This is a genomic window from Methylomonas koyamae (assembly GCF_001644025.1).
In the GTDB taxonomy this organism is placed as follows: Bacteria; Pseudomonadota; Gammaproteobacteria; order Methylococcales; family Methylomonadaceae; genus Methylomonas; species Methylomonas koyamae_A.
In genome coordinates this window covers 24,780-41,238 of the sequence record NZ_LUUK01000200.1, presented here as the reverse complement: position 1 = coordinate 41,238, position 16,459 = coordinate 24,780, and the positions used below count along the sequence as shown (strand labels likewise).

Genomic DNA, 16,459 nt, shown 5'->3' with positions numbered 1-16,459 from the left:
CGACGGCCGGGTCTATGCTGCTAACCTCGCCGACATGGCCTAGATCGATGATTTCCGGCGCATCGTCGACATTGGCGCCGGCCTTGGTCATGGCGATCTTGCGGGCGTGGATGAAATTGCCGTCCTTGCCGGTCAGCCCGACGGCCTTGCCGCCGTGCATATTGATCAGATTGACGATTTCCTTATTCACCAAGCCGCCCAGCACCATTTCGACGACATCCATCGTTTCGCTGTCGGTGACGCGCATGCCGTCGACGAATTCGGAGGTCTTGCCGAGCCGGGTCAACAGATTGCCGATTTGCGGACCGCCGCCGTGGACGACGACCGGATTGATGCCGACCAATTTCATCATCACGATGTCGCGGGCGAAGCTGTGTTTCAACGCGTCGTCGACCATCGCGTTGCCGCCGTATTTGATGACGACGGTCTTGTCCTTGAATTTTTGGATATAGGGCAGGGCTTCGATCAGAACGTGAGCGATTTGGTGTGGGGTGTTTTCTTTCATGAATGAGCTTAATTAAAAAGGTAGGTCTAGGTCGGGTTTGATTTGTAGCAACAGCTGTTTGAACTGATCTTGAATCCGGCGTAGCGCATCCTTGGTGTCCGCCTCGAAGCGGGCGGTCAGCGCCGGCGTGGTATTGGACGCGCGAATTAGTCCCCAGCCGTCGGCGAATTCGATGCGCAGTCCGTCGATGTCGATGACCTTAGCGTTTGGGAAGCGGGCATTGCCGGCCAATTGGGTCATCACGGCCGCCGCTTCGCCCTCGGCGAGCGGAATCAGCAACTCCGGCGTGCTGATGCTATCGGGCAGATCGGAGAACACGTCGCTGCTGGAACGCATGTCGGCCGACAGAATCTCGATCAAGCGCGCCGCCGCGTACAGGCCGTCGTCGAAGCCGAACCAGCGGTCGTTGAAAAAGATATGACCGCTCATTTCGCCGGCCAGCGCCGCGCCGGTCTCGTGGAGTTTGGCTTTCATCATCGAATGGCCGCTCTTCCACATCAACGGCCGGCCGCCGCGCTTCCTGATTTGCTCTTCCAAATGCTTGGAGCATTTGACGTCGAAAATCACTTCAGAGCCAGGCTTGCCGGCCAGCACGTCTCGGGCGAACAACATCAATTGCCGATCTGGCCAGATGATTTTGCCCGACGAATCGACCACGCCCAAGCGGTCGGCGTCCCCGTCGAACGCGACGCCGACATCGGCGCCGTAATGCTTGACCGCGCCGATCAGGTCGGCCAAATTCTCCGGCTTGCTGGGATCGGGATGGTGGTTGGGAAAATGGCCGTCGATATCGCAAAACAATTCGACAATATCGCAGCCCATGGTTTTCAACAGCATCGGGGCCAGCAAACCGGCGGCACCGTTGCCGCAATCGACGACGACCTTCATCGGCCGGACCAGATGCACGTCGTCGGCGATCGTGCCGATATATTCGTTGCTGAACGCGGTATTCAGCTCGACCTTGCCGAGTTCGGCCTGGTGAAAGTCGCGGGCCAGCGTGCGCTGCTTGAGCTGCTGAATCGCCGGGCCGGCCAGGGTTTCGCCGTTTAGCACCAGTTTCAGTCCGTTGTAGTCGGGCGGATTGTGACTGCCGGTGATCATGATGCCGGTACGGCCCTCGCAATGGCGGGCGACGAAGTACAGTAGCGGCGTTGGCACCAGGCCGATGTCCAGCACGTTGCAGCCGGTCGAGCGGATGCCGGCCACCAACGCTTCGGCCAGAGCCGGACTGGACAGCCGGCCGTCGCGGCCGACGACGACGGTGGGCACTTGTTGTTCCAGCGCCAGACTGGCGAAAGCGGCGCCGATGTCGCGCACGCCGTCCTGGGTCAGGCCGCGGCCGACAATGCCGCGAATGTCGTAGCCGCGAAAACTGTCGGCGAAGTCGTTGCGCGCGGGTCGTGGCGGCGGCGCGGATGGCTTGGGCGCCGGGCTGGAGGCCGGCGCCGGGTGTGGGGCCAGACCGGGTTCGGTGTCGGCCGGTTGGCCTAGCGAGACCGGCGCGGTATTCAACGCGATCGGCGCCGTATTCAGCGAAATCGGCGCGGTGGCGACCGGTCTTGCCGCCGACTGAGGCGCTTCTTCGACGAAGTCGATGTCGAAGGATTCGTCGAAAAAATCGTGATCGTCGGCGAAACCGGTGCCGGTCGGCTCGGCCGTCTGTTCTTGTTGCAAGATGCGTTTGAATTGCGCCAGCGCCGAGATGATCGGCTGCATTTCTTCGAGCAATACCGGGTAGTTGCCGACCTTCTTGCCGGCCATCATGTCCTTGGCGGCTTTTAAAATCACGCTTTGGTCATGATGCAGAAAGTCGTGCAATTTGCGGTAGCCGATAAAGAATCCCAGGCAGGCCAACATGGCCGGAATCAGGACGATACTGGCGAACAGTACGGTGTTGCCGGCGCTGTCGCCGCTACCGATCCAGAGATCGAGTTGCCAGCGGGTGTTGGTCAACGGCAGGGATTGCGGTTCGTCGAGTTTGGCGGCCGGGTTGCCGGCACTGGCAATCACGCTCTGGTCCTGTTTGATTTCGATCAGGCCCGCATTGAAAATGGTTCTGGACAGGAGTTGCTGAACCAGATCCGGTTTCAGGCTGACCAGTATGGCACCCAGCGTCTGCTGGTTGGCGACGACGGCGCTGGTGATCGCCAGATGGCGGTGTTCGCCCTCGCCTTGCACCATCGGCTTTTGTTTGGCCGTCAACGTGGCGCGCACCATTTCCAGATCGGCGAAGCCCATGTTCGGCGTTTGCGTCAGTTCCGGCTCGCTGACGGTGGCCGGCAGAATGCGGACCCGCAAGGCCTGAGGTATCGCGTCTTGCAGCCGGGCGGCCAGCTTGTCCAAATCGGCGCGGCCTGCGCCGGCGGCCAGGGCATTGGCGACTTCGGGCGACTGCGCCAGACCGTCCACCACTTTTTGCAGGGTGTCGATCTGACTGGCAACGCCGACCGACATTACGCCGGCAATCGCGGTGACGCTGGATTGCTCGGTATCGCGGACGTTGGCCGCCGCCAGCCAGTAGCCGGCGGCACCGGTGACCAGCACCATCAAAGCCGCTATCGCGGCCACTATGCTAAATATTCGGCCCATCGCGGCGGCTCCGGATTTTAATGACGGCCGCTGTGGCCGAAGCCGCCGGCGCCGCGTTGGCTGTCGGCGAATTCGGCCACGCATTCGAATTCGGCCTGGACCACCGGAACGAAGACCATTTGGGCGATGCGCTCGCCGACTTCGACGGTAAACGTCTCGCCGCCCCGGTTCCAGCACGATACGAAGATTTGGCCTTGATAATCCGAATCGATCAGGCCGACCAGGTTGCCGAGCACAATGCCGTGTTTATGGCCTAGGCCGGAGCGCGGCAACAATACAGCGGCCAGATGCGGATCGTCGATGTGAATCGCCAGGCCGGTCGGGATCAACGTGCTGGCGCCGGGTTGCAGCGTCAGCGGCGCGTCCAGGCAGGCCCTCAGGTCCAGGCCGGCCGAACCGTCCGTGGCGTATGCCGGCAGCGGAATGTCGTGGCCCAGACGGGGATCAAGAACTTTTAGTTGAATTTTTCGCATGAAAATGTTCCGCGATCAGAGTGATGAGTTGCTCGGCCAGGGCGGATTTTTCGGTCATCGCCAAGCTCGCGGCCCCGCCCGGCCAATAGACTTGCAGGGCATTGCGATCGCTGTCGAAACCGCCGTCTTCACGGCCAATCCAGTTGGCGGCGATCATGTCCAGATTTTTGGCGATCAATTTGCCTCGGGCGTAATTTTCCAGGTCGTCGGTTTCGGCGGCGAAGCCGACCACGAACGGCTTGGGCTTTAACGCGGCGACATCGGCGACGATGTCCGGATTTTGGGTTAATGCTATCACCGAGGCGCCCCGCCCCTTTTTTAATTTGACGGGGGCGATCTCGCTGGGTCGGTAATCGGCCACCGCCGCCGCGCCGATGTAGATATCGGCTTCGCCCATGAGAGCCATGACCGCCGCGTGCATGTCGGCGGCGGTTTCGACGTCGATGCGTTCGAGGCCCGGTGGTGTCGGCAACGCTACCGGGCCGCTGACCAGCGTGACTTGCGCACCGGCCCGAGCCGCCGCCGCCGCCAATGCGTATCCCATCTTGCCGGAACTGCGATTGCTGATAAAGCGCACCGGGTCCAGCGCTTCGCGGGTTGGGCCGGCGCTGACCACCAGTCGCGCGCCTCGTAGCGGTCGGTCCCGATCGTCCGACAACAGGCTGTCGCAAAGCTCGGCGGGCTCGAGCATCCGCCCCAGTCCCAGTTCGCCGCAAGCCTGCTCGCCGCTGGCAGGTCCCAACACGCGAACGCCGTCGGCCGCCAGTGTAGCGAGATTGCGTTGGGTGGCGGGCTTGGCCCACATGGCTTGGTTCATGGCCGGTGCGACATAGACCGGACAGTCGGCGGCCAGCAGCAGCGTGGACAACAAGTCGTCGGCCAGACCGTGCGCCAATTTTGCCAGCAGATCGGCACTCGCCGGGGCGACGACGACAGCATCGGCCCAGCGCGCCAGATGAATATGGCCCATCGCCTGTTCCTGGCCTGCGTCCAGTAAGTGCAGGTGAACGGCGTGGCCGCTCAGCGCCTGGAAGGTCAGCGGGGCGACGAATTCGCGGGCGGCGGCGGTCATGACGACGCGCACCTCGCAGCCCTGCTTGCGCAACAGGCGAACCAATTCCGCCGCCTTGTAGGCCGCGATACCGCCGCAAACTCCCAGTAAAATGCGTTTGTTAATCGTCTTGCCCCAAAACGGTAAAGAGTTGGAATTATGGCAAACTCCCCCGGATTCTTCTATGCTTGACCCGTTTTTTCCGGCCGGGAGCGACAATGAGCATCAAGGATTGGTCGGCGGACGAACGTCCCCGCGAAAAGTTGTTGCAGCGCGGCGCGGCGGCCTTGTCCGATGCCGAACTGCTGGCGATTTTCCTGCGTACCGGCATCGCCGGCAAGACGGCGGTGGATATGGCGCGCGAGCTGTTGCGCGATTTTGGCTCGTTGCGGGGGTTGCTGGCCGCCGACCGCCAGCGCTTTTGCGAAAGCAAGGGCCTGGGCGATGCCAAATACGCCCAGCTGCAAGCCGTCATGGAAATGGCGCGCCGGCATTTTTCCGAAGTGTTGCAGCGCGGCGACGCGCTGACTAGCCCGGATGCCACTCGCGCGTATCTGAGCGCGCAATTGCGCGGTTACGATTTCGAGGTGTTCGCCTGTCTGTTTCTGGATAATCAGCATCGGGTCATCCAGTGGGAAGAACTGTTTCGCGGCACGATAGACGGGGCCAGCGTTTACCCGCGCGAAGTTGCCAAACGCGCGCTCTACCATGCGGCGGCGGCGGTGATCTTCGCCCACAATCATCCGTCCGGTATTAACGAGCCCAGTCAGGCCGACCGCTTGCTCACCGATAAGCTCAAACAAGCCCTCGGCCTGTTCGACATACGCGTACTGGATCATTTTATTGTCGGAGACGGCTTACCCTATTCGTTTGCCGAGCATGGCTTGATATGATATGACGCCGGGAAAGTCGGACGCGAGACTCGACTAGGGCGGCCGAGTCGAATCTCGGGAATCTTCGGGCATGCGCCGCTTGGACAGCATCAAGTCAATATCGATGGATTATAAGGATGAATGAAAAACGCAGGAGATTGCCCGCGCGGATGCTATATGGTGTCAGTTCGGTTTACCTGGGATTGGCATTTTGGGTTGCCGTTGCCTACGGCACCTTACCGGCCGCGCTCGGTGTGGCCGGGCTTTTGACGCTATCGGCCGCGATCAAGAATTACCAGGGTGGCGGCGTGTTTCTAGGCGGTACGTTGGCGTTAATGTTTTGCGTGGGTTTTGGATTGACCCCGCTACTGGATTATTCGCAACGCAAGGAAGATACGCTGTTCGCCAACCTTGGCCTTTGTATAGGGTTCGCGCTGCTTGCCGCCTGCTTATTTTGGTTCGGACATCAGCGACATGTAATTAAGGCGCGGCCGAACGCTGCCGAATCGGACAGTGACGACTCGGCGCCTGCGGGCGGACGGCCGATGCTTGTTTCTTCGAGCAAACCTCGCGCGGAGGCCTCGCTTTATCCGCCGACGCCAGTCGGGCGGGTGTTCTGGCTGTTGTTTTTTAGTTTGGGACTCTATGCTTGTTTCCTGATGTACCGCATCGTCAAGGATTTGACCGAAGTCAGCGAAACGCGTCTAAACCCGACGCGTTGCGCCTGGATGATGATGGTGCCCCTTTACAATTTGAACGTGTTCTATCAGGTGGAGCGGCGAGTTAGTCGCGTCGCGGGAAATCAGCGTTTCCGGTTCGGAGCCGCGCCCGGTACTTTGTTGGTGTTGATGATCGCCGGAGAACTCTTCGGCTGGCTGGCCCCAGGTTTTTTGTTACCGATTACGGTCGTTATCGGTGCCGTCCCCTGGTTGATATTGCAAGAAAGGATGAACCAGTTGCGCCGCAGTGCTGGGTTACCGTGGCGTGAGGAGCCGGATCGCTACAGTTGGCGGCAACGCGCCGTGTTGTTAGCGGGGTTGCCGTTCATGGTTTTCGCATTGTACCTCGGCAGGGGCGAGCTAGCGTTCTACACTGGGGAGCGTCTGCGAGCCGAACAAGTTGTCGCCGGTGTCGCGTCAAACTATCGTTTGACAATTCCGAGCGGAAAATGGCGACGGGCAAATTCCGGGAGCTTCCCCGACACCGATATGAAGCTGCTGACTTCGGCGGAAGACGAGTGGGTTTTGGTCAGAGTCCGACCCAGCGAACGGCAATCGCTGGATTACTATGTCGATCGGCGTCAGGCGTCGATTGCCGGGGACTGGCGCGATTTCAAGATCGAGGAGACCCGGACCTTGATATGGGCTGGCGAACTGCAACCGATGTCGTTGGCTCGGTATAGTCAAAACTCGCCTTTCACGTTTGGCGCCCACGAGCTTTATGTGGCAACGCTCGTTGCTCGCGACCAGGTGATCGAAGTCATCGGCCAGGGCCAAAAACAGTCGGCGGCCGACGTAGGGGCCTTGGTGCGAAGTTTTCGTTTGGCAACGGCTGGAAACGAATCATGAATAAAGCACTGGGACTGTTGTTGATGCTGGGTTGGGCGCTAGCGTGCGCGGCCGGTGGAACGGAAAGCAAATTGCGGCAAATCGGCTATTCCGCGAACTTGTTGCGTTGCCTAAAAACCGCGCGTCATTCCAGCTATCGGGAGTTGGCGCCAACGCCGGATCGCGTCCACGCTTTGGAAAGCGCCGGCTATGGTAGTGTGGCCTTGAGCGAGGAGCATCAATTCAAACTGTTGAAGAATGGTCAAGTCGAGGAAACCGTGACCGAGACGTGGTTGTATCTAACCAGCAGCGCCATCGAGAACGACGGCAACTTGGGGTTTTGGTTCGATGCGGCATCGCAACGCGCGGAAATTCAGGCCGCTTACGTGTTGCAGCCGGAAGGTGTCTCCACCGACGTCGAGCCGGATCTTTTGCAAATCAATACCGACAATTCACCCAATATTTTCAACGATAGTCTGTTCGTGACGATTCCGCTCACTCCGCTGAAGCCAGGCAGTATCGCCGTGCTGCGCTATAAAATCGTAACTGCGTCCAAAAAGGTACCGTTGTCCTGGTCGCGCAATCTATTTTCAGCCTATTTTTACCCGGTGGAACGCTTCCAAGTCGATGTCAGCTGGGACAGCGACGCGCGCAAACCGACGTGGAGGACAGATGACAGCAATCTGGCTTGTCACGAGGAGACTGCCGCCTTGCATTGCGCGACGTTGGGCGCGGTCGCGCCGCTGCCCTACGATCAACAAATGCCCGCTCCGCAAGATCTGTTGCCGGTTTTGACGCTGGCGGAGCCCGACGATTGGCCGGCGATTTCCGCGCGGATCCGCACGTTGACCGATTCAGCATTGGCAAAAGACCAGCGCTTGGACGCCGAGATCGGGCGGCTGAGTAACGGGGTTGCCAATCCCCGTCAATTATTCAAGCGCGTTGCGGCGTTCGTGGCGCGGGATATACGCTACGTTGGCCTGGAGCACGGCCACGGCGGCGTGATCCCGCGTCCCACTTCGGCGACGCTAGAGCGTCGCTTCGGCGATTGTAAGGATAAGGCCATGCTGTTCGTCGATCTGGCACGCCGCGCTGGTCTGGACGCATACCCGGTGTTGACCTCAACCAAGCGCAGAGCACTGAACAAATTGTTACTGCCGTCTTCGAGCTATTTCAATCATATGATTGCTTGCGTCAATTTCGGTAAAGACCAGGAGCAATGCACCGACTTGACCGATCCCGAGACTGCCGGCAGCCGCTTGCCGCATACGCTGCATGGCGCGGTGGCACTGACGGTCGGTCAAGACGGCGCAGCACCGCGCAACCTGCCCAGCGAGCCTTTTACGTGGGTGGCCAGCGTAAAGGCCGAGAATCGGTTGACCGAAGCCGGCAGCGTTGTCGAAACCTTGGTCAGGCGCTACGAGTCGCATTGGGCCGCCGGATTGCGGCGGGTCTTGGCGGCTAAATCCAAAGCCGAGTCCGAGCGTTGGCTATTGGAGGATTTTCGGGCGGTAATGGGCGACCAAGTCGCGCCCAGCGTTTCGGTGCAAGGACTTGAAACTTCCGAAGCCGGGATCGCGTTGAATTCGGTGACGGAATACCCCAATTTGTTTACGCTCGGACAGCTGACTTCCTATCAGGAGAGCGACTCGTGGCTGCGCGATTTGGCAAACGACGCCAAAACCTCGAATCGGCACTATCCCTATCGTTTTGAAGGGATTGATTACCGTAGCGAGTTGAGTTTTCGGGTGCCGGCCGGAAGACGCGTCGCCAGCGGAGGCCCAAAAATCGATTACGTGTCGGCTTGGGGCGAGTTGCATCGGCATGTCCGTCAGGATGGCGAAGTCGTGACCGCCTATACCCGTTTGGAAATGCCAAAAGCCGAGATTCCGGTTGCCAAGATCGCCGAATACAATCGATTTTTAGAATTGGTCGGCTACGAGTCCCGGTTTAGGTTCAGTCTAAGCGGAGGTTCGCAACAGTAACTGTCCCCGCCGTGAGCGGGACGCGGACGGGCGCTGCCCATCGCGGCGGCCGTCAGGCGGATGGCGGTGCGCAGTATAAATCTAGGTTTATAGTGCAGACGTTGTTGCCGCGCGAGTCGGGTAATCCGCCCAGCAGACAGGGGGCTTTCGCAAGATACCCACCGGGCAAAAGTACACCCGGCGCCGGATATCGCCGGCCATCAGCCGAACAAAAGCAGTCGGCGTCGGGGACTTAGCGATCGGAAAGGCCGAATTACTTGGGCTGTGGAGGATTTGAAATAAAGATGCGACAAATTGCCGCACTTTTTCTGGACAAAGCGGTTTTAGTTCACTAGAATGCGCCAACCTTGACTTAGGTCAAAACGAGCCAAAAGCTCGGCGTCTTTTGAGGGGGGAGAACGCAACCGTGTAAACGGTACAATAATAATAAGAGCGCAAGCAATTAACCTATCGGCATTGGCGGTAGGCGTCCAGAAAACATAAAAAACAACACCGGACGAAGCCCACTTTACGTGGGCTTTTTTATGTCCGCAAGATTGGTATACCTTGGGTTAAACCCGGCCGGCCGACAGGCGCTTTTGCAAGTCTTGTTGCTTGGCGCGGGCATCCGGCAGATTGCCGTACTCCAGCGAGGCGTCGCAGTCTTTCAGTGCGGCTTCGTTCTGTCCCAATTGCATTTTGGCGTAGCAGCGGTTGTTGTAGGCGATCGCTACGTCCTGTCTGGATACTTGGTCGGCGTCGTATAAGAAGTCGTAGCGGTTTAACGTGGCCAGCATGTTCGGCATATCGTTGCGCTTGGCGTAAAGCACCGAGATCTGGATGGCGGCATAGGCGCGGCCGTCATGTTCGGAGTTTGCGACTTCGGCATAATCGGCCAGCGCGGCGTCGGTCTGGCCCAGCGCCTCGTAAGCTTCGCCGCGCCGGGACAACGCTTGCCAGTCGTTGCCGCGGTCGATCTGCGCACCGCAGGCGCGCACCGCCTCTTGATAGCGCTTCAATTTGACCAGCGCGGTGCATTGCAAATGGCTCCAGTCCTTGCGATAAATCCCCGCCAGCTTTTCGGCGGCGCTTTGATAGACGAGGACTTGTTCGTATTGTTTATTGGCGTTGTAAATGCCGGCCAAGCGGTCGTAAATGGCGGCGGTTGCCGCATTTTTCTGGGTTGCGTTTGGAAACGCAGTGCGGTCCAGGTCGGCCAGCGCCCGTCGGTACAGGGTTTCGGCGTTGGCGTAATGGCCGGCTCGGTACCAAACCGCGCCGATCTGTTGGTCCAACATGAAGTGGTTGCGACTGGTGTCGGTCGCGGCCAGTTCGATGTTGTGGCCCATGCTTTCGGCGGTCAGTTGCAACAGGTTGTTGGCTTGACGTTCGTTGCCTTCGGTGCGGGCGATACCGGCCAGGATGGGTTCCAGCGCGGCGCCGAAGGTCAGGCTGTTTTGCGGGGTATACAAGGCTAGCGCTTGGCGGATGTCGGCTTGCAGGTCCCGGCCGGCCGCCACGTTGCGCAGGGCCTGATCGATACAATCGGCGCGTTTTTCCGGCGCCAGCGCAAAGCATTCGGCCCCGGCAATATCCAGCAGATCTTCGTAGAGATTCAAATACAGCAGTTTCAATGGCGATATGGCGGCGGCCGAATCGACGTACTCCTGAGTAAACGCCAGCATCTCGGCCACCGAGCCGCCCCATTTGGGCGTCAAGGTATTCAGTTGCACCCGGTAGAGCGGGTAGTAGTCCGGGAAGCGGCGGATCGCCAGACGAAAGGCGCCGTCCATCGCCAGCGAGTTGCCGTAGCCTTGCAGGATGGCCAGCAGCAAATAGCGGCTATAGGGATTGGCGTCGTCGCGGGCGATGGCTTGAGCGATGTCGGTGGCGGCCAGCGAGTTCTCGACCTCGAAGCCGCCTCTGTGCCGCATGGAGACTTTGGCGGCGTAGTCGTGGCCGCGGATGCGCCAGCCGGTGTCGTAATGGTATTGGGCGCGCAGCAAGTAGGCTAGGGCCGGCGGTTGGTCTTGCGCCAACCATTGGTCCAGGCGTTGCAGCAGCGCGGTATTGCCGGGTACGACCATCAGCTTGACGAAGCGGTCGAAAGGGGCAAAGCCCCAGTCCTGGATGCGGCTTTGCGTTAATTGGACTTCCAATGCCCGGCCGGCGGCGGCGAAATCGCCGGCGAGCAGGGCTTGCCTGGCTTGCGCGGCTTGGTCGGCCAGCGTGGGAACGATGTCGCGGCCGGCCAGTAATTTATCGGCTTCGGTTGCGATATCCAAGGTCGAGGTGGGCGCGGGTGGCGGCAAGATCGGTTGAATGATGCGGGTCGGCGGCTCCGGCGCCGAGGCGGGTTGTAAAAAGGTCCAGGCCAGCGCTAGGCCGGCGGTCAAGCCCAGCAGCAGAAGTAATAACATCAGACGTAGCGACGTCGGCTCGGGTGGCGGAAAATCGGGATCGATATCAGTCATGGCAGTTAATTGCCGGATTGCCGGCAGCCTAGTTAAATTGTTAGTAGCTTAGACCAGGTTGCGAAATCTTGGCGTTTTCCGCTCTGGCCAGGCGAGGTCGGACTGGAACAATTGCGAACCCGCTCCGGGCCGGCATCTAAACGGCGGTAAAAATAACGGCCTAACTAGGCTGCCAGGTTTGTTAGAATGCGCCGGCCCGCACTGGCGGCCGATGATGTTTAACCGTGTAGGAGTGACTGTGAAAGGACGATTCGCGCGCCGCGTGGCGCTGATTCCGTGGCTGGTTGGGTTGGTGGCTTGCGGCGGTTCCCGGCCGGCGAACGAACCTTTGCCGGTGGCGGCCGCGAGACCTGGCGAGTTGCCGGTTAAGGCCTTTGCGGCCTTGCCGCTGATCGAGGATTTGACGCTGTCGCCCAGCGGCGATTATCTGGCCTTTATTCAAAATACCGACGGCCATAGTGCACTGGTTACCCAAAATCGTAGCGGCGGCGATAGTCGGGTGGTGATTACGTCCGATAACCAGAAATACCATATACGCGGCTTTACCTGGGTTAACAATCAACGGCTGTTGGTCAGGATGTGGTATCCGGATCGGGTGTCCGATTTGAAGTTCACCCAGACTCGCTTGTTTGCGATTAACCGCGACGGCAGCGAGCTAAAGAGCGATCTGGTCAGGTTTCAAGACCCGGTGTTCGGCGGTCGGCGGCATATTCCGCAATTTCAGGATGCCTACGCCTTGATCCCCGGCGATGAGCGTCACATCTTGCTGATGCTGGACGAACGCCAGCAAGGCGCGCCTGACGTGTTTCGTTTGGATGTTTACAGTGGCGAGCGGGAAACCGTGGCCGGCAACCCCGGTTATGTCAGGCGTTGGCTGGCTGATTTGCAAGGCCACGTTCGGGTCGGCCTGGGCTTGGTCGGAGGCAGTACCGAGCGGATTGTGTATCGCTCCGCGGCGGGCGGCGATTGGCAAACATTATTCGAGCATGACGCGGTGAACGAAGACGGCATGCAGCCCTTGGGCTTCGACGCCGACCCGGATATCCTGTATTTACGCGGCCCCTATCAGGGGCGGTCGGCGATCTTTCGGATGCATTTGTCCGCGCCCAAGAGCGCTCCGGAACTGGTATACGCCGACCCGCGCTACGACGTGACGGGCGGTTTGATGTATTCGTCGGCCGGCAATCGGGTGCTCGGCGTGCATTACCGGGCCGCCACCGCGAAGTCGGTGTTTTGGGACGAGGATGCCCGCTTGGCACAGGCCAAGATCGATCAAGCCTTGCCGGATCGGGATAACGCGGTGATCAGCAGCGCCGGCAACCAAGTCATCGTATTGTCGTCGGGACCATCGCACGCGCCGGCCTATTACTGGTTAAACATGCATAACAATCAAATGGGGCGGCTGATCGACAGCTACCCACTGCTCGCGAATCAAACGTTGGCGGCATCTGAAATCGTGCATTTCAAGGCGCGTGACGGTTTGGAGCTGGAAGGCTATTTAACCAAGCCGCGCCAAGCCGGCACCACCGCCGGCCCGGCCGTCGTGTTCCCGCACGGCGGGCCGTGGTCGCGAGACAGTCACGGCTTCAATCCGTGGACGCAATTTCTGGCCGATCGCGGCTGGACCGTGCTGCAGTTGAATTTTCGGGGGTCGGCCGGTTACGGTAACGACTTCGAGACTGCCGGATTTCGGCGTTGGGGCCTGGAAATGCAGGACGACATTACCGACGGCGTACGCTGGTTGACCGAGCAAAAATTGGTCGATCCGGCGAAAGTCTGCATCGTCGGCGCCAGTTACGGCGGTTATGCCGCATTGATGGGGGCGATCAAAACCCCGGAGCTGTACCGTTGCGCGGTCAGTCTGGCACCGGTCACCGATTTACGACGCTTGCTGGACGAGTGGGGCGACATGCGTTGGCAGGATCATCGCTTGCGCGCCGAAATGGCCGAAAAAACCTTGGGCCATTGGTGGAGCGATAGGGCGCGTTTGAAGGATACTTCTCCGGTCGAGCAAGCCGCCCGTTTGCACACGCCGCTGCTGTTGGCGCACGGGGTCGGCGACTGGACCGTCAATGTCGGCCATTCGCGGGACATGGCCGACGCGTTGGCCAGTGCCGGTTTTAAGGATGTGCGCTACGTCGAAATGGAAGACGCGGATCATTATCTGACCCGCGAGGAAGACCGCTTGCGGTTTTTCGGCGAAATGGACGCGTTTTTGCGGCGTTTTCGCTAGCCGGGTTTTGGCTTATTCGCTGTCCTGAATCGGCCGGGACTGGCTAAGCACTCGTTCGGCCAGGCGCGAGAACGGCATGCTTTGCACCCACACCGAGCCGGTGCCGGACAGCGTTGCCAGAAACAAGCCTTCGCCGCCGAACAGCATGCTTTTCAAACCGCCGCTCATCGCGATACCGTAGTCGATATCGCCGCTGAAAGCCACCAGGCAGCCGGTATCCAAACGCAGGGTTTCGTTGCGCAGATCCTTGCGGACGATGGTGCCGCCGGCATGAATGAAGGCCATGCCGTCACCGCGCAAGCGCTCCAGAATAAAGCCTTCGCCGCCGAAAAAGCCGCTGCCCAGGCGTTTGTTGAAGGCGATGTCCACCTGGGTGCCGAAGGCGGCGGCCAGAAAGGCGGTGCGCTGGCAGATGACTTCCTCGCCAAGCTCGGCCAGATTCAGCGGGATCACCGAGCCGGGAAACGGCGCGGAAAAGGCCACCTTGCGCTTTTGACCGCCGCGATTGCTGAAGTGGGTCAGGAACACCGATTCGCCGGTCAGCATGCGCTTGCCCAGGCCGAACAACTTGTCCATCACGCCGCCGGAGCCGTCGCCCATCTTGGTTTCGAAGTCGATGTCCTGCTCCATGTAGGTCATCGCGCCGGCTTCGGCGATCACGGTTTCGTTGGGGTCCAGTTCGATTTCGACCATTTGTATGTCATGGCCGACAATGTGGTAATCGACTTCGTGGCAACGCATGCTGTCCTCCTCGGGGATAGTGGCTGAATGGTTGGCCGGCCAGCCGGATGCCGACCGGAACCGGATCAGGCCAGTAGATTGATCAGAATTTGTCGGTAGAGCGAACTCAGACGCTCCAGATCGGCCAGATCGATGTGTTCGTTGATTTTGTGGATGCTGGCGTTGATCGGGCCCAATTCGATGACTTGGGCGCCGGTCGGAGCAACGAAGCGGCCGTCGGAGGTGCCGCCGCCGGTGTCGTCTCGGGTCTTATAACCGCAAATGTGTTCGATAGCCGCATGGGTGGCTTCTTTCAATTCGCCTTGGGCGGTCAGAAACGGATGGCCCGATAAGCGCCAGTCCAGTTGATAGCGTAAACCGAAGCGGTCCAGAATCTCGGCGGTGCGGGTCTTGATCGTGGCTTCGTCCAGTTCGGTGCTGAACCGCAAATTGAATTGGGCGACCAGTTCGCCCGGAATCACGTTTTCGGCGCCGGTACCCGAAGTCAAGTTGGAGACCTGCAAGCGGGTTGGCGGGAAGAAGGCGTTGCCGTGGTCCCAGATTTCCTCGGTCAGCGCCTGCAAGGCCGGCGCGAAACGATGAATTGGGTTGTCGGCCAGCTCCGGGTAGGCAACGTGACCCTGAATGCCGAACACTGTCAGTTTGGCATTCAAGGAACCGCGCCGGCCGACCCGTATCACGTCGCCGAGTTTGGCCGCGCTGGACGGCTCGCCGACCAGGCACCAGTCCATGGTTTCGCCGCGGCCTTGCAGAGCTTCGACGACCTTGACCACGCCGTCGGTGGCCGGCCCCTCTTCGTCGCTGGTCATCAACAGCGCGATCGAGCCGCGATGCTCGGGGTGTTCGGCGATAAAACCTTCCACAGCGGTGACGAAGGCGGCGATGCTGCCCTTCATGTCGGCGCTGCCGCGACCGTAGAGTTTGCCGTCGCGTAGCGTTGGCTCGAACGGCGGACTGTCCCACTTCTCCAGCGGGCCGGGCGGCACTACGTCGGTGTGGCCGAGGAACACTAGTAGCGGTGCCTGGGTGCCTTTACGCAGCCACAAATTTTGGGTGTCGCCGAAATTCAGACGCTCGTCCTTAAAGCCCAGCGGAGCTAGGCGTTCGGCCAAGACGTCCTGGCAACCGGCATCGGCGGGCGTCACCGAGGCTCGGCGAATCAACGCCTGCAGCAAAGTCAGGGTTTCGCTCATGATGCGCTTGGATAACGATCGGCGGCGAAGCCGACGATCAATTGTTGCCCGTCGTCGAGTATCGGCCGCTTGATTAGCGTCGGCAATTCCAGCATCAGCGCCACGGCCTTGGTTTCGTCCAGATCGGCTTTTTGCGCGTCGCTCAACGAGCGCCAGCTGGTGCTGCGCTGATTCAACACCGTGTTCCAGCCGGCGTGGGCGACAAAGCGTCGCAGCAGGGCTTCATCCAAGCCGTCAACTCGGAAATCGTGGAAGCGGTAATTCACGCCGCGTCCGTCCAGACAGGCGCGCGCCTTCTTGACGGTATCGCAGTTTTTGATTCCGTAAAGCACGAGCATGGCTGTCAGGCGTCTCCGGCCAGCAATTCTTCCAGGCTAGGCAGGGTTTCGTCGGCCTTGGCGCGAGCTTTGTAGACGTCGACGAATTCCATGAAGGCTTGTTCGAGGTCGTCGAGGACTTCTTCCTCGTCGGCGACTTCGTCTTCCGGGATTTCGCCGGAGTCCAGATAGTCTTTTTGAATTGCAATTTCGCCGTTCAGCGACAGCAGGGCGAGGATGAGTGCGTTATTGGAGATGTTTTCGGCCATGGCTAGATTCGAATTGAGTTGATCGGAAAGGAATGTTTGCTGTTGGCGGGACGCTCCGTGCGTCGGGCGAGAATCCTTGAACAGATTGCCGCTAGAGTACCATTTTCCGGGTGGCGGCGCTTGCCCGTTTTTGGAGCCACCCTTCGGAGGTATATCGAAAAAACGCTACAAATCATGCGAAAATGCCCGGTATAAGGCTGTGGCGCTTGGCCGGCCGGTTAAGGAGTCTCT

General features: G+C 59.9%; 12 protein-coding genes and 1 pseudogene. 4 read left to right on the top strand and 9 right to left on the bottom strand.

All coding sequences use genetic code 11. From position 1 onward, the window contains the following. The 4 genes and pseudogenes from A1355_RS19805 to coaBC all read right to left on the bottom strand — a co-directional run. Positions 1–505, bottom strand: a pseudogene (locus tag A1355_RS19805) (acetylglutamate kinase); the annotation flags it as partial. 12 nt (positions 506–517) lie between these two features. After that, positions 518–3,094 (bottom strand): phosphomannomutase/phosphoglucomutase, encoded by a 2,577-nt coding sequence (locus tag A1355_RS19800; protein WP_064031009.1) that lies wholly within the window; start codon positions 3,092–3,094, stop codon positions 518–520. A gap of 17 nt (positions 3,095–3,111) precedes the next feature. Continuing rightward, the gene (gene dut / locus A1355_RS19795) at positions 3,112–3,567 is read right to left on the bottom strand and encodes a dUTP diphosphatase (protein ID WP_064031012.1); all 456 of its coding nucleotides are present in this window, start codon (positions 3,565–3,567) and stop codon (positions 3,112–3,114) included. After that, positions 3,539–4,744, bottom strand: coding sequence for a bifunctional phosphopantothenoylcysteine decarboxylase/phosphopantothenate--cysteine ligase CoaBC (gene coaBC / locus A1355_RS19790; protein ID WP_064031013.1), 1,206 nt, complete (start codon positions 4,742–4,744; stop codon positions 3,539–3,541). The genes dut and coaBC overlap by 29 nt, the downstream gene beginning before the upstream one ends. A gap of 92 nt (positions 4,745–4,836) precedes the next feature. Between coaBC and radC the strand changes: the two genes are divergently transcribed. The 3 genes from radC (at position 4,837) to A1355_RS19775 (ending at position 9,022) form a co-directional block, all read left to right on the top strand. Continuing rightward, positions 4,837–5,511, top strand: coding sequence for a RadC family protein (radC, locus tag A1355_RS19785; protein ID WP_064031008.1), 675 nt, complete (start codon positions 4,837–4,839; stop codon positions 5,509–5,511). 116 nt (positions 5,512–5,627) lie between these two features. Beyond that, entirely contained in the window at positions 5,628–7,058 is a 1,431-nt protein-coding gene (locus A1355_RS19780) for a hypothetical protein (protein WP_157197962.1), read from the top strand. Next, entirely contained in the window at positions 7,055–9,022 is a 1,968-nt protein-coding gene (locus tag A1355_RS19775) for a DUF3857 domain-containing transglutaminase family protein (RefSeq protein ID WP_064031006.1), read from the top strand. The genes A1355_RS19780 and A1355_RS19775 overlap by 4 nt, the downstream gene beginning before the upstream one ends. Before the next feature lie 551 nt (positions 9,023–9,573). Here the strand turns inward: A1355_RS19775 and A1355_RS19770 are convergent. Further along, complete coding sequence (locus tag A1355_RS19770; protein ID WP_064031005.1) at positions 9,574–11,475, bottom strand: tetratricopeptide repeat protein; 1,902 nt, start codon at positions 11,473–11,475, stop codon at positions 9,574–9,576. A 238-nt stretch (positions 11,476–11,713) separates the two neighbouring features. On the opposite strand from A1355_RS19770, the gene A1355_RS19765 reads away from it, so the two are divergent. Beyond that, positions 11,714–13,708, top strand: a complete 1,995-nt coding sequence (locus A1355_RS19765; RefSeq protein ID WP_064031004.1) for an alpha/beta hydrolase family protein — start codon at positions 11,714–11,716, stop codon at positions 13,706–13,708. A 12-nt stretch (positions 13,709–13,720) separates the two neighbouring features. Here A1355_RS19765 and A1355_RS19760 read toward each other — a convergent pair whose 3' ends face one another. The 4 genes from A1355_RS19760 to A1355_RS19745 all read right to left on the bottom strand — a co-directional run bounded on the left by A1355_RS19760 (position 13,721) and on the right by A1355_RS19745 (position 16,228). Further along, positions 13,721–14,449: a TIGR00266 family protein gene (locus A1355_RS19760; RefSeq protein WP_064031003.1), complete on the bottom strand. Its 729-nt coding sequence runs from the start codon at positions 14,447–14,449 to the stop codon at positions 13,721–13,723. Positions 14,450–14,514: 65 nt separating this feature from the next. Next, the gene (gene dapE, locus A1355_RS19755) at positions 14,515–15,642 is read right to left on the bottom strand and encodes a succinyl-diaminopimelate desuccinylase (protein ID WP_064031002.1); all 1,128 of its coding nucleotides are present in this window, start codon (positions 15,640–15,642) and stop codon (positions 14,515–14,517) included. Continuing rightward, on the bottom strand, positions 15,639–15,980 hold the full coding sequence (locus A1355_RS19750; RefSeq protein ID WP_064031001.1) for an ArsC family reductase: 342 nt from the start codon (positions 15,978–15,980) through the stop codon (positions 15,639–15,641). Before A1355_RS19750 ends, dapE begins: the two co-directional genes overlap by 4 nt. 5 nt (positions 15,981–15,985) lie before the next feature. After that, entirely contained in the window at positions 15,986–16,228 is a 243-nt protein-coding gene (locus A1355_RS19745; RefSeq protein ID WP_064031000.1) for a hypothetical protein, read from the bottom strand. Between the last annotated feature and the right edge of the window lie 231 nt (positions 16,229–16,459).

What these genes read in the sequence shown, in the direction of transcription:
- A1355_RS19800 (WP_064031009.1), bottom strand. Translation starts at nt 3,094, where the DNA reads ATGGGCCGAATATTTAGCATAGTGGCCGCGATAGCGGCTTTGATGGTG.
- dut (WP_064031012.1), bottom strand. Translation starts at nt 3,567, where the DNA reads ATGCGAAAAATTCAACTAAAAGTTCTTGATCCCCGTCTGGGCCACGAC.
- radC (WP_064031008.1), top strand. Translation starts at nt 4,837, where the DNA reads ATGAGCATCAAGGATTGGTCGGCGGACGAACGTCCCCGCGAAAAGTTG.
- A1355_RS19780 (WP_157197962.1), top strand. Translation starts at nt 5,628, where the DNA reads ATGAATGAAAAACGCAGGAGATTGCCCGCGCGGATGCTATATGGTGTC.
- A1355_RS19775 (WP_064031006.1), top strand. Translation starts at nt 7,055, where the DNA reads ATGAATAAAGCACTGGGACTGTTGTTGATGCTGGGTTGGGCGCTAGCG.
- A1355_RS19770 (WP_064031005.1), bottom strand. Translation starts at nt 11,475, where the DNA reads ATGACTGATATCGATCCCGATTTTCCGCCACCCGAGCCGACGTCGCTA.
- A1355_RS19760 (WP_064031003.1), bottom strand. Translation starts at nt 14,449, where the DNA reads ATGCGTTGCCACGAAGTCGATTACCACATTGTCGGCCATGACATACAA.
- dapE (WP_064031002.1), bottom strand. Translation starts at nt 15,642, where the DNA reads ATGAGCGAAACCCTGACTTTGCTGCAGGCGTTGATTCGCCGAGCCTCG.
- A1355_RS19750 (WP_064031001.1), bottom strand. Translation starts at nt 15,980, where the DNA reads ATGCTCGTGCTTTACGGAATCAAAAACTGCGATACCGTCAAGAAGGCG.
- A1355_RS19745 (WP_064031000.1), bottom strand. Translation starts at nt 16,228, where the DNA reads ATGGCCGAAAACATCTCCAATAACGCACTCATCCTCGCCCTGCTGTCG.